The following is a 12,745-nucleotide window of genomic DNA, read 5'->3' as shown; positions in this document are numbered from 1 at the left end:
GCGCGCGGGCGACGCGAGCGCCGCTGCGCTCGCGCGAGCCCGGGCATCGCGCTCCGGAGCGTCGCCGGCAGGGGAGGCGGCAGGTGGGGCAGCGCGCCGCTCCGCACCCATGGATTCCGTCGACGATGCCGTCGTCGACCAGGCCTCCGCACGTGCGGCGCAGGCGTCGCGCCCGGCGTCGGCACAGCGGCCGGGGGAGTCGCCGAAGGCCGCGGCGGCCCGTCAGGATGCCGGTGCCACGCGCGTCGAGCAGGCTGCGCCGGCCGCAGCCGTCCCTCAACGTCAGGTGGAGGCTCAGCCCACCGAACAGCTTCCACCTCGTGTCGAGCAGCTCGCAATGGGCGGCGACGTCACGTACACGCTGCCCGATTCGAACGTCCTCGAACAGGGGACCCCGCCCAAGGAGCGTTCCGCCGCGAACGACCGCGTCGTCGACGCGCTGACCGAGGTACTCGAGCAGTTCGGTATCGACGCCGTCGTCAGCGGGTTCACGCGCGGCCCGACGGTGACGCGCTACGAGGTCGAACTCGGCCCCGGCGTCAAGGTCGACCGTGTGACGGGGTTGAGCAAGAACATCTCGTACGCCGTCGCGAGCGCCGACGTGCGCATCCTGTCGCCGATCCCCGGCAAGAAGGCCATCGGTATCGAGATCCCGAACGCCGACAAGGAACTCGTCAGCCTCGGCGACGTGCTGCGCAGCCAGGCGGCGCGCAACAACACGCACCCGATGGTCATGGGTGTCGGCAAGGACGTCGAGGGCGGCTACGTCGTCGCGAACCTCGCGAAGATGCCGCACATGCTCGTCGCGGGTGCGACGGGCGCCGGTAAGTCGAGCTTCGTCAACTCGATGATCACGTCGTTGCTCATGCGGGCCACGCCCGAAGAGGTGCGCATGGTGCTCGTCGACCCCAAGCGCGTCGAACTGACGGCGTACGAGGGCATCCCGCACCTCATCACGCCGATCATCACGAACCCGAAGAAGGCCGCCGAGGCACTCGAGTGGGTCGTGCGCGAGATGGACGCACGCTATGACGACCTGGCCGCGTTCGGCTACAAGCACATCGACGAGTTCAACAAGGCGGTGCGCGCGGGCAAGGTGCAGCTGCCGCCCGACAGCAAGCGCAAGCTCGCGCCGTACCCCTACCTGCTCGTCGTCGTCGACGAGCTCGCCGACCTCATGCTCGTCGCGCCGCGCGACGTCGAGGCGTCGATCCAGCGCATCACGCAGCTCGCGCGTGCCGCGGGCATTCACCTCATCCTCGCGACGCAGCGCCCGTCCGTCGACGTCGTCACCGGCATCATCAAGGCCAACGTGCCGTCGCGCCTGGCGTTCGCGACGTCGTCGCTCGCCGACAGCCGCGTCGTGCTCGACCAGCCCGGTGCCGAGAAGCTGCTCGGTCAGGGTGACGCGCTGTTCCTGCCGATGGGTGCGAGCAAGCCGATGCGCGTGCAGGGCGCATGGGTCAACGAATCCGAGATCCACGCCGTCGTCGCGCACGTCAAGAGCCAGCTCGCGCCGAACTACCGCGAGGACGTCGCGCAGGTCGCGCCGAAGAAGGAGATCGACGACGACATCGGCGACGACCTCGACGTGCTGCTGCAGGCCGCCGAACTCGTCGTCACGACACAGTTCGGATCGACCTCGATGCTGCAGCGCAAGCTGCGCGTCGGATTCGCGAAGGCCGGGCGCCTCATGGACCTGCTCGAATCGCGCGCCATCGTCGGCCCGTCCGAGGGGTCGAAGGCGCGCGACGTGCTCGTCAAGCCCGACGACTTGCCGCAGACGCTCGCGTTGCTCAAGGGCGAGGACGTGCCCGATGCGTCGGGTGGCGACGGTTTCGCGGATGCTGACGAGGACGACGCCCTCGGCGGTAGGGGTTCGGGCGGCTCCGGGGGTTCCACGGGTGCACCCGGCTCGATGGGTGCGGGCGGTTCGATGGGAGCGGGGCCGATCGACCTCGTCGCGCAGTCGCAGGCCGACCTCGCCGAGCCGGGCGAGCAGTACTACGACGGGCACGACTCGTCCGATGACGACGGTTCTGAGGACGCCTGGAACCTCACGAGCAACGCCCGCTGACCCGCTCGTCCGCGGCTCGGGCGCGCGCCCATCTGCGATTCCCGTCCCCATCTGCGATTTTCGTCCACGTTCGCGGTTCTCGGTCACCTTCATGAGAGTGACCAAGAATCGCGAAGGTGGACGCCGTTCGCGGAAGGGGACGGCAATTCCGAAGGTGGACGTAAATCGCCGACGGGGACGGCTCCGTCAGGAGTGAGCCGGGCGGGCAGCGGCGACCTCGGTGAGGATGTCCTGCATCGTCGCCTCGATGGCATCGAATCCCGAGACGGGGCCGGCGATGAGTTCCTGCGTCGGGCCGACGGCGAACAGCGTCGGTGTGCCGACCCGCATCATCTGTGAGATGGCGAGCGGCTCGTCGATCATGACACGGGCCGGGTCGGTGCCGCGCTCGACGATGACGTCCGCCTGCGGCTGCGTCGTGACGACGTAGTGGATCGGCAGGGCACCGAGCTGTTCCTGCCACGCCGGCGCTGCGTCCATGACGTGCAGACACGACCCACACGACGGTGAGACGTAGAGAAAGATCGCTGGGCCCATCGCGCCAATCTGTCGCAGTGACGTCGTCGCGCCCGTCGCGTCCTCGAACATCATGAACGGCGTCGGCGTCGGCACGTAGTCGAGCAGATCATCGTCGCTCGCCTCTGAGGGGTCCGAGACGTTGTGAACGCCCGCGGCTTGAGGCGCTTGGTTGACGGAGGCGGCCGGAGATTCAGGGGCATCACCGGCGCGAGTGCCATCAGGGGCGACGGGCGTCTCAGCGGTGAGGGCGTCAACCCCGTGAGACTCGACGGCGCTCGACGCGGCGGCGTCGGCGGCCGGGGCGCCACTCGCGTGAGGCTTCGGAGGGTTCGGGGCCGCGGCGCCGGTGGCCGGGGCAACTGCGGGGTCCAATGGCGCGGCGTCCGAAACCCCCACGGTTGAGGTGTCGGCGGGGTTCTCGTTCGGCGCGGCACCGAGCTGGTCGGCGATGTCACCCATGAGAGCGATGACGTCCTTCGTGCCGCCCACCGGCCCGCCGGCGAGCTTGCCGTCGGCGCCGAGCAGCACGGCCGAGGGAGTGCCGACGCCGAACAGCCGCGCGATGGCGTACGTCTCGTCGAAGAGCAGGTCGAAGTCGTCGGCGTCGTCGAGGCCCGGCACGACCTCGCGCGGCGCCATCGGCAGCACGAGGCTCGTGCGCAGCGCCGGCATGGTGCGCTGCCAGGTGCGCGCGTGCTCGATGACGTCGATGCACGAGCCGCACGTCGGTGACACCAAGAGCAGCAGAACGGCTTCACGCGCCGCGAGATCGCGCAGGGTCACGCTCTGCCCGCCCGGCGTCGTGACGGCGGCGAAGGGGACGGGGACGCGCAGGTAGTCGTCCTCGTCGCCGCCGCCCGCGGTGGCCACCGGGCCCGAGACCGCAGAAGCCACCGAGTCGTCGCCGCGGAGGCCAGCGATGAGCCACGTCAGCAGCACCGCGCCCAACACGCCCGCGAGCCAGGCCCACTCGCCGCCGTCGAAATCACGCAGGCGCGCCAGGACGCCGTCACCACGCGCCGCGTCGAACAGCGACAGCGCCGCGAGCGCGACGAGGACGACGTTGCGTACCGCAGTGAATCGGTCGACGAAGCCGAGGCCGAGTTTGCCGAAGCACGAGCACGTGACGGGCTCGCCGAAGCCCAGCGCGCGCACGATGACGACGAGGTAGGCGACGAACAGCAGCACGGCCGCTACGTTGACCACGGCCGCGAGCCACCCCGACGTCACGATGAGCGCGATCGCGAGCACGATCTCGGCGACCGGCAGCAGCGTCGGCACCTTCCACCGCATGAGGAATCGCGGCAGGCGCAGGCTCGTGAAGGCCTGGGCGGCGGTCTCGAGATCCGCGAGCTTCGCGACGCCGGAGACGAGGAGCACGAACGCGAGGAGGACGGCCGGGACGATCAGAGGGGCGTCATACACGCGCCAATGATAGGTCGCTCGGCGTGGGCCGAACCTTGGGCGAGGGCGGCGCCACTAGACTTTCGAGCATGACTTCCGCCCCCACCCGCAGCGTCGCCGTCGTCACCCTCGGATGCGCGCGCAACGAGGTCGACTCCGAAGAGCTCGCGGGGCGTCTGTCCGCGGAGGGCTGGACGCTCGTCGACGATGCCGCAGAGGCGGACGTCGCCGTCGTCAACACGTGCGGGTTCGTCGAGCAGGCGAAGAAGGACTCGATCGACGCGCTGCTCGAGGCGAACGAACTCAAGGAATCCGGGCGGACGCAGGCCGTCGTCGCCGTCGGCTGCCTCGCCGAGCGCTACGGCAAGCAGCTCGCCGATCAGCTGCCCGAGGCCGACGCGGTGCTCGGTTTCGATTCCTACACCGACATGTCGACGCACCTGACGTCGGTGCTCAACGGCCACAAGCCCGAGGCGCACATGCCAGGCGACCGCCGCAAGCTACTGCCGATCTCGCCCGCGAAGCGGCAGGAGGGCGCCGGCGGTCTCGCGCTGCCCGGCCACGGTGCGCCGGTCAGCGAGCCGTCGGACGTCGAGGTGGCCTCGCCCGTCGCGACGCCGCGCGTCATCCGTGCCCGCCTCGACGGCCGTCCGTGGGCGCCGCTCAAGATCGCGAGCGGCTGCGACCGACGGTGCGCTTTCTGCGCGATTCCCGCGTTCCGCGGCGCGTTCATCTCGCGTCGCCCCGCCGACGTCCTCGCGGAGGCGCGCTGGCTCGGTGAGCACGACGTCAAGGAGGTCTTCCTCGTCTCGGAGAACTCGACCTCCTACGGCAAGGACCTCGGTGACCTGCGCCTGCTCGACACGATGCTGCCCGAGCTCGTCGCCGTGGACGGCATCGAACGTGTGCGCGTGTCGTACCTGCAGCCCGCGGAGATCCGGCCCGACCTGCTCGATGTCATGGCGAACACGCCTGGTATCGCGCCGTACTTCGACATCTCGTTCCAGCACGCCTCCGGCCCGTTGCTGCGCACGATGCGGCGCTTCGGCGATCGCGAGTCCTTCCTCGGCCTGCTCGACGACGTGCGGCGCCGCGTGCCGAACGCGGGCATCCGTTCGAACGTCATCGTCGGGTTCCCGGGCGAGAGTGAGAAGGACCTCGACGAACTCGAACAGTTCCTCGTCGCGGCGCGCCTCGACGTCGTCGGTGTCTTCGGCTACTCCGACGAGGACGGCACCGAGGCCGAGACCTATGCCGACAAGCTGCCGCAGGACGAGATCGACGCGCGCCTCGAGCACTTCCGCACCCTGACCGAGGAGCTCAACCTGCAGCGCGCCGAGGAGCGCATCGGGGAGCGTCTCGAGGTGCTCATCGAGGCCACCGAGTCGGACGACGAGGACGACCCCGAGGCCGCCGTTCGCCATGTCGGCCGCGCCGGGCAGCAGGGCCCGGACGTCGACGGCATGACCTACGTCGAGGCCCCCGACGGGCGCGAACTGCGCGTCGGCGACATCGTCGAGGTCGAGGTCGTCGCCACCGAAGGAATCGACCTCGTCGGGGAGCTGCGCTGACGTGGCGCATCGTGCGACTCAGGGCCACACGCCCGAGGCGACCGAGGGTGGCGTGACGGACGACGCAGCCTGCGAGCCTGCGGCCCCCGTCGACGCGCCTGCGGGCCGCGAGACCGTCAGCGACTGGAACATTGCGAACGCCTTGACGATGGGTCGCATCGCGCTCGTGCCGTTCTTCGGCTGGTTCCTCGTCGCTCGCGGCGGGCACGACGACACGTTCCGCATCATCGCGTTCGTGCTGTTCGCCGTCGCGGCGATCACCGACCGCATCGACGGCGACATCGCCCGCAAGCGTGGACTCGTCACCGACTTCGGCAAGCTGATGGACCCGATCGCCGACAAGGCCCTCACCGGCATGGCGTTCGTCGGCCTGTCACTCATCGACGTCGTGCCGTGGTGGGCGACCGTGCTCATCCTCGCGCGCGAGATCGCCGTCACCGCACTGCGATTCGTCGTCATCCGCCGCAGCCACCGCGTCATGCCGGCCAGCCGCGGCGGCAAGATCAAGACGGCGCTGCAGGCACTCGCAGCCGGCCTGTTCGTGCTGCCGCTGCCGTGGGTCGGGCACGCGCTGGCGTGGGCGATTCTCGCGGGCGCGATCGTCGTCACCGTCGTCACCGGCGTCGACTACTTCGTCCAGGCGGCGCGGCTCAACCGCCGTCATGGGGGGCGCGGGACGGAAGGGTCGGCATGAGCGTGGGAGCGTCCGAGACGGCTCAGCGGCTCGTCGAGGATTTCACCCGTCGCGGGCTGAGGTTCGCCTGCGCAGAATCGCTGACGGCGGGGCTCGTCAGCGCGGGGATCGCCGACGTCCCCGGCGCCAGCCGTGTGCTGCGCGGCGCGGCCGTCACCTATGCGACGGAGGCGAAAGCCGCCGTCCTCGGGGTGGACGAAGCTCTGCTCGCCGAACGCGGAGCCGTCGATGCCGAGGTCGCCACCCAGATGGCGCGCCGTGCGCTACGTCTCTTCGAAGCCGACGTGGCCGCCGCGACGACGGGCGTTGCCGGGCCGAGCGAACAGGACGGTCAACCTGTCGGACGCTGCTACGTGGCGATCGCGGTCGTGGACCGGGAATCCGAGCCCGACGGTGTGCGTTGTCACGTTCAAGAGTTCACCTTCAGCGGTGATCGTGCGGCGATCCGTCAGGCTGCGAGCGAAGCAGCATGGCGGATGAGCCTCGACCAGGCGTGAGGGCTCACACGATCCGTATGGAACACGCCGCCGACCAAACCGTCGTCGGCGGCTCGTCCACGGCGGCCCTCGGAGGTTTGTCACCCGTCGCCGCTACAGTGAGAGCAACCACAACTGGCACGCACGTGCCATCGTCACCAGGAGATACGCATGATCTTGCTTCGCGAAGAGCTCGGTGACGTGCTGCGCTCCCAGCGTCAGGCGCAGGGGCGCACCCTGCGCGAGGTCTCGAAGGCGGCGCGCGTCTCGCTCGGTTACCTGAGCGAGATCGAGCGCGGCGAGAAGGAAGCCTCGTCCGAGCTGCTCGCCGCCGTCTGCGAGGCGCTCGAGCTGCCGATGTCGCAGACACTGCACCTCGTCGCCCAGAACGTCGCGCGCGCCGAGGCTGCGCACGCACCCCTCGTCCTGCACCCCAACCGTGCGGCGGTCGCCAAGGCTGCGTGACGGCCCTCGGCTGAGCGGCGCCGTCGCGGGGAGCCCGCCGTGGTGATGCTCAGCGTCGCTTGCGGATGCCGTGCGGCCCGGCGACGAACCCCGCGTCCATCAGCGCCTTCACGATCGGCTCCTCCGAGGTGAGGGCGCTGATCCCGTTCACCGTCTTGATGCTGAGCGAGTCGACCTGGCCGCCGCTGACGAGCCCCGCCAATCGTGCGCCCACCTCCGGCCAGACGGCGTCCTCGGCCGTCCAGGTGAGGGCCGTGCGGCCGCCGCGTTCCACGTAGGCGACGAGAGCGCCGTCGGCGATGACGACGAGCGCGCCCGCCTTGCGCCCGGGACGGTGACCGGCGTGCTCGTCACGTGCCGGAGGCCACGGCAGCGCCGCACCGAACGGGTTGGCCGGGTCGCAGGCCGCGAGCACGAGACACTCGACGGGCCGCGAACCCCACGGATCGGGCTCCGGCGCGCGCGTCGCACGCAGCGCATCGACGGCGACCGACGCCCCGAACTGCGAGGCACCGAGACCTTCGACGAAGTAGCCGCGCCGCACGAGCCCGCGCTCCTCGGCGCCGGCGAGCACCTTGTAGACGGCGGCGAACCCGCCGACGACGTCCTCGTCGACGACGGCGCCGCGCGTCACGATGCCGTGGCGGGCGAGCAGCCCCTCGGCCCGCGTGAACGTGCGTTCGGTGAGATCATCCTCGGCTGCGGGCAGGAGGCGCCATCGTCCGACGGCGGTCGGAGGGGTCCTGCCGGCGGCCGCTGCGCTGGGGCGGCCGGCACGCGACGACAACGACGGACCCCGCAGGCGGGCATACCGCGAGCCGCGCGCCGTCGACACCCGCGGCTTGTGCGCACTCGCGCCGCCGGTGAGCAGAGCGCGCACGGGCGCGAACGTATCGCCGCTGACGTGACCGTTCCACACCGCGTCCCACAGCGCGCTCGTGAGAGCCGAGTCGTCCGCGGTTGCCAGGCGAGTGCGCAGATCGGCGAACAGGTGGCTGCCACCAACCCCGAGGGCTCGCGCCACTGCGGCGCCGGTGAGGGGCGAACGCCCCTTCTGCGTCCCGGTCTGAGTGGGCGCTGCCGTCCTGTCGTCGCGGGACTCAGCGGTCGCGCCGTGCGCACCTGAGTCAGCCGTCATCGGGGCGGCGGCACCCGCCACCTCGGCGAGTTGGTCGGCGGGTGGTTCGCTCACACCCGAGCCATTGACGTCGGCATCGTCGGTGTTATCGACAACGCCAGAGGCCGCCGCGTCGGATGTCTGCGCATCTGGCTCGGCGTCAGATCGGGCGGCACCAGATCTCGCAATCTCGGACGATGCGGCAGCGGCCGTCGACCGCTCTTCTGCGGGCGCCTCACGGCCGGGGGCGTCGAGCTCACTCGGAAGGGCGTGCGCGGCCAGCGTCAGGGGAGCGGTGTCGGGGAAGTGGAAACTGATCCAACCGTCGTCGGCGGAGATGCTGCCGTGCCCCTGCCACAGCAGTTCACCGGCGGCGAGCAGCTCGTCGAGGTCGGAGGGGCGGTAGTTCGTCACGCGGGCCGGCAGGATGAGGCTCTCGATCGCGGACGCGGGCAGCGGCACCCCGACGAGCGGTTCGAGGGCGGCGAGCACACCGTCGGGTCCGCGCAGCCCCCCACCCACCTGCTGCCAGCGCGGCAGGAAACGGGCGTACTGCTCCGCGGCGACCGGTTCGATCTCCGCGCGCAATGACGCCAGCGACATGCGTCGCAGCGTGCGCAAGACGCCCGGGTCGCAGAACTCCCCGTCACGATCGCCGCCGCCGAGCGAGTCGGGCAGCAGAGCTCCGTGGACGAGGCGCGAGTCGTGCGCGAGCCGCGTCAGCGCACTCGTGACGACGGCGACGCCGAGGCCGTAGTGTCGCGCCGCGCGGGCCGCGGTGAACGGGGCGTGGCTCGCCGCGTATCGCAGCAGTAGATCGTCGAGCGGCGCCGTCACGGGTTCGAGATACGCCTGCGCAACGCCGGGCGGAAGCGCGACACCGAGCGCATCCCGCAGACGCGACGCGTCCTCGATCGCGGCGAGGCGCACGTCACCGCCCCAACGCACCTCGATGGCGCGCCGGGCCGCGACGAGTTCGCGCCACCACGGCTCGACGTCGCGGGCCTCGGCACCGGGAGGTGGGTCGAGCTCCGACTCATGGTCGGCCGCGTCCGACCCCACGTCGTCAGCCGTCACGTCCGTCGAGGTCGCCTCCACCGCGTCGTCGCCGGTCTCCGCCAGCTCACCTGCCGCCGTCGGCGCCGGACCGGATGACTCCGCCTGCGATACCACCGGGTCGGCCGACGACGTCGAGGCCGGCACAGCCCTTGCGGCGATCTCCTCGAGCGTCAGCGGGCCAAGGGCGCGCAGGGCATCGGCGAGATCCTCGGCATGGCGCAGACGCCGGTCGGGCGCGAGCCGTTGGGTGCGCGACTCGAACAACCGCACGACGTCGGGGTCGAGCAGGTCGGCGACGGACAGTCCGCCGGCGGACCCGAGCAGGTCGGCGAGCAACTCCGGGTCGAGCGACAACGCGGCGGCGCGCCGCTCCGCGAGCGGCGAATCGCCCTCGTAGAGGAACTGCGCGACGTAGCTGAACAGCATCGCCTTGGCGTACGGGCTCGGCGACGTCGTCTGCGTGTGCACGACACGCACCTCGCGCTTGGCGATGGAACGCATGAGATTCACGAGGCCGGGCACGTCGTAGACGTCCTGCAGCACCTCACGCACCGCCTCGAGGACGATCGGGAAGCTGGGGTAGGCGCTCGCGACCTCGAGCAGCTGCGCGGCCCGCTGACGTTGCTGCCACAGCGCCTGACGCTTGCCCGGGTTACCGCGCGGCAGCAGCAGCGCACGCGCGGCGCACTCGCGGAATCGCGCCGCGAACAGGGGCGTGCCGCCGACCTGATGGGTGACGATGTCGGCCACATCGTCCGGGTCGAGCACGATCGCCTCGATGAGGGCGTTCGTCAGGGTGTCGTCATCGCCCTCGGTCTCGAGCAGGCGGAAGACCAGCCCGTCATCGGTGTGCATGGCCTGCACCTCGACGCCGAACCGCTCCGCCATCCGGGCGCTGACGGCGAGCGCCCACGGTGCGTGCACGGACGCGCCGAAGGGGGAGTGCACGACGATGCGCCAGTCGCCCATCTCGTCGCGGAAGCGTTCGATGACGACGGTGCGGTCGGTCGGCATGTGCCCGACGGCTTCCTGTTGCTCACGCAGGTAGGTGAGCAGGTTGCGGGCGGCGAGTTCGTCGAGCCCGAGTTCGCGGGCGCGCGTGAGGGCGTCGTCGTCGCTGGTCTCGGCCATCTCCCGGGTGAACGCACCGATCGCCTCACCGAGTTCGAGGGGTCGCGACAGTGCGTCACCCTTCCAGAACGGCAACCGCGCCACCTGCCCCGGCGCGGGGGTGACGAGCACCTGATCGCGCGTGATGTCCTCGATGCGCCACGTGCTCGTGCCGAGGGTGAACACATCTCCGACGCGGCTCTCGTAGACCATCTCCTCGTCGAGTTCGCCGACGCGGCGCCCCGGCCCGTCGCCGCCCGCGAGGAAGACGCCGTACAGGCCGCGGTCGGGGATGGTGCCGCCGGAGGTGACGGCCAGTCGTTGCGCGCCGGGGCGCGAGCGCAGCACGTCGTCGCTGCGATCCCAGACGATGCGGGCGCGCAGCTCACGGAAGGTGTCGCTCGGGTACAGCCCCGACAGCATGTCGAGGACGGAGTCGAGGACGCTGCCCGTCAGACCCGCGAACGACGCCGCGCGACGCAGCACCCGTTCGAGGTCATCGCGACGCCACTCGTCCATCGCAACCATCGCGACAACCTGTTGCGCGAGAACGTCGAGGGGGTTGGCCGGAACCGCGATCGACTCGATGAGGCCGCGCCGCATGCGGTCGACGACGACCGCGGCGCTCAGCAGATCGCCGCGGTACTTGGGGAAGAGCACACCGTGGCTCGTCGCCCCGACCTGGTGACCCGCACGGCCGATGCGCTGCAGCCCGCTCGCCACGCTCGGTGGCGATTCGACCTGTACGACGAGATCGATCGCGCCCATGTCGATGCCGAGTTCCAACGAACTCGTCGCGACGACGGCGGGCAGGCGCCCCGCCTTGAGCTGGCCCTCGATCTCCGCCCGCACGTCCTTGCTCACCGACCCGTGGTGAGCGCGCGCGATGACGGCCGGCGTGCCCGCCGACGTCCCGGCACCGCCGACGAGCGCCGCAGGTGGGGTCGAGGCGCGCGCGTCGTACCCAGGCATGACCTCGTCGCGGGTCGCCCGGCCATCTCCGGCGCGAGCCTCGTCAGCCCGGGCAGCGCCGGTCATGACGTCGCCGACGGGGCCTGTGGCCCACGGGTCGACGAGGGAGCTCGACGATGCGTGCGCTGGCTTGTCCGCGTCTGCGGCGGTCGCGTCGTCGTCGTTCAGGTCGGCCGCGTCGAGGTCGATGTCGTCTGCCCCGGCTGAGCTGCCGAGCGCTTCCGCCTGCGCCGCGGCGTCGAGGCGCTCGGCCCAGATCTCGTTGAGGCGTGCCGTCAGACGCTCGGCGAGTCGCCGCGAGTTGGCGAACACGAGCGTCGAGGTGTGCGCGGCGATGAGGTCGACGATGCGTTCCTCGACGTGGGGCCAGATCGACGCCGTCCGCTCCGGGGCGTGATCGTCGAACGAGGCGTCGTCGTCCCGCGGGCTGGAGGCGAGGTCTGCCATGTCCTCGACGGGGACGACGACGTCGAGCTCCCACGTCTTCGTGATCGGCGGCGCGACCGTCGTGACGGGGCGCCCGCCGGCGAGATAGCGCTCGACCTCGCTGATCGGGCGGACGGTGGCCGAAAGGCCGATGCGCTGCGCGGGGGAGTCGAGCAACTCGTCGAGGCGTTCGAGCGTGACGGCGAGGTGCGCGCCACGCTTGGTGCCCGCGACGGCGTGGATCTCGTCGATGATGACGTACTGCACGCCCTTCAGCCGCTCGCGCGCGTTGCTCGTCAGAAGCAGAAACAGCGACTCCGGGGTCGTGATGAGGACATCGGCGCCCTTGCTCGCGAAGTCGCGCCGCTGCTTCGGAGTCGTGTCGCCGGAACGCACCGCCACCGAGACCTCGGGCTCGCTCAGGCCGAGGCGCGTCGCCGCGTGACGGATGCCGACGAGGGGGGAGCGCAGGTTGCGTTCGACGTCGACGGCGAGGGCCTTCATCGGCGAGACGTACAGGACCCGGCAGCGGTGGTCGGCGTCGGGCTGCGCGTCGTCGCCGGCGTGCATGACCTGGTCGAGCCCCCACAGGAAGGCGCTCAGGGTCTTGCCCGAACCGGTCGGGGCGACGACGAGCGTGTGCTGCCCCTCACTGATCGCTTCCCACGCGCCCTCCTGAGCGGGGGTGGGTGCGCCGAACGTGCCCGTGAACCACTCACGGGTGGCCGGCCAGAAACGTTCGACGACAGGGCTGTTCATGCGCCCAAGCGTGCCACGCGGCGCCGACAACCCGTCGTTTCGCGGTTTTCGCCCCGTCAGGTTGCCCCCGCAGTGGCCCGTGGGCGAGGGTGGCGG

The 12,745-nt window shown here is 71.0% G+C and carries 7 protein-coding genes; 5 read left to right on the top strand and 2 right to left on the bottom strand.

Annotated elements, in window-relative coordinates:
* A partial coding sequence (locus HMPREF0321_RS04770) for a DNA translocase FtsK (RefSeq protein ID WP_006944578.1) occupies positions 1-2,077 on the top strand: 2,077 nt, incomplete at its 5' end.
* A gap of 186 nt (positions 2,078-2,263) precedes the next feature.
* Here the strand turns inward: HMPREF0321_RS04770 and HMPREF0321_RS04765 are convergent.
* Positions 2,264-4,021 (bottom strand): MauE/DoxX family redox-associated membrane protein, encoded by a 1,758-nt coding sequence (locus HMPREF0321_RS04765; RefSeq protein ID WP_006944590.1) that lies wholly within the window; start codon positions 4,019-4,021, stop codon positions 2,264-2,266.
* A 68-nt stretch (positions 4,022-4,089) separates the two neighbouring features.
* Here HMPREF0321_RS04765 and rimO point away from each other — a divergent pair, with 68 nt between their 5' ends.
* The 4 genes from rimO (at position 4,090) to HMPREF0321_RS04745 (ending at position 7,206) form a co-directional block, all read left to right on the top strand.
* On the top strand, positions 4,090-5,571 hold the full coding sequence (rimO, locus tag HMPREF0321_RS04760; protein WP_006944582.1) for a 30S ribosomal protein S12 methylthiotransferase RimO: 1,482 nt from the start codon (positions 4,090-4,092) through the stop codon (positions 5,569-5,571).
* 1 nt (position 5,572) lies between these two features.
* Entirely contained in the window at positions 5,573-6,265 is a 693-nt protein-coding gene (gene pgsA, locus HMPREF0321_RS04755) for a CDP-diacylglycerol--glycerol-3-phosphate 3-phosphatidyltransferase (RefSeq protein ID WP_006944586.1), read from the top strand.
* Positions 6,262-6,762, top strand: a complete 501-nt coding sequence (locus HMPREF0321_RS04750; protein ID WP_006944589.1) for a CinA family protein — start codon at positions 6,262-6,264, stop codon at positions 6,760-6,762. The genes pgsA and HMPREF0321_RS04750 overlap by 4 nt, the downstream gene beginning before the upstream one ends.
* A 150-nt stretch (positions 6,763-6,912) precedes the next feature.
* Positions 6,913-7,206 (top strand): helix-turn-helix domain-containing protein, encoded by a 294-nt coding sequence (locus HMPREF0321_RS04745; protein ID WP_006944575.1) that lies wholly within the window; start codon positions 6,913-6,915, stop codon positions 7,204-7,206.
* A 49-nt stretch (positions 7,207-7,255) separates the two neighbouring features.
* Here HMPREF0321_RS04745 and HMPREF0321_RS04740 read toward each other — a convergent pair whose 3' ends face one another.
* Positions 7,256-12,649 (bottom strand): DEAD/DEAH box helicase, encoded by a 5,394-nt coding sequence (locus HMPREF0321_RS04740; protein ID WP_006944573.1) that lies wholly within the window; start codon positions 12,647-12,649, stop codon positions 7,256-7,258.
* Positions 12,650-12,745: the final 96 nt, after the last annotated feature.

The sequence above is a fragment of the Dermacoccus sp. Ellin185 genome (assembly GCF_000152185.1).
Lineage (GTDB): Bacteria > Actinomycetota > Actinomycetes > Actinomycetales > Dermatophilaceae > Dermacoccus > Dermacoccus nishinomiyaensis.
The sequence above is the reverse complement of the archived record's forward strand: the minus strand, read 5'-3'. Positions and strand labels throughout refer to the sequence as shown.

Bases quoted from the DNA above. Each gene is read 5' to 3' on its own strand.
- rimO (WP_006944582.1), top strand. From the start codon at position 4,090: ATGACTTCCGCCCCCACCCGCAGCGTCGCCGTCGTCACCCTCGGATGC.
- HMPREF0321_RS04740 (WP_006944573.1), bottom strand. From the start codon at position 12,649: ATGAACAGCCCTGTCGTCGAACGTTTCTGGCCGGCCACCCGTGAGTGG.
- HMPREF0321_RS04750 (WP_006944589.1), top strand. From the start codon at position 6,262: ATGAGCGTGGGAGCGTCCGAGACGGCTCAGCGGCTCGTCGAGGATTTC.
- HMPREF0321_RS04745 (WP_006944575.1), top strand. From the start codon at position 6,913: ATGATCTTGCTTCGCGAAGAGCTCGGTGACGTGCTGCGCTCCCAGCGT.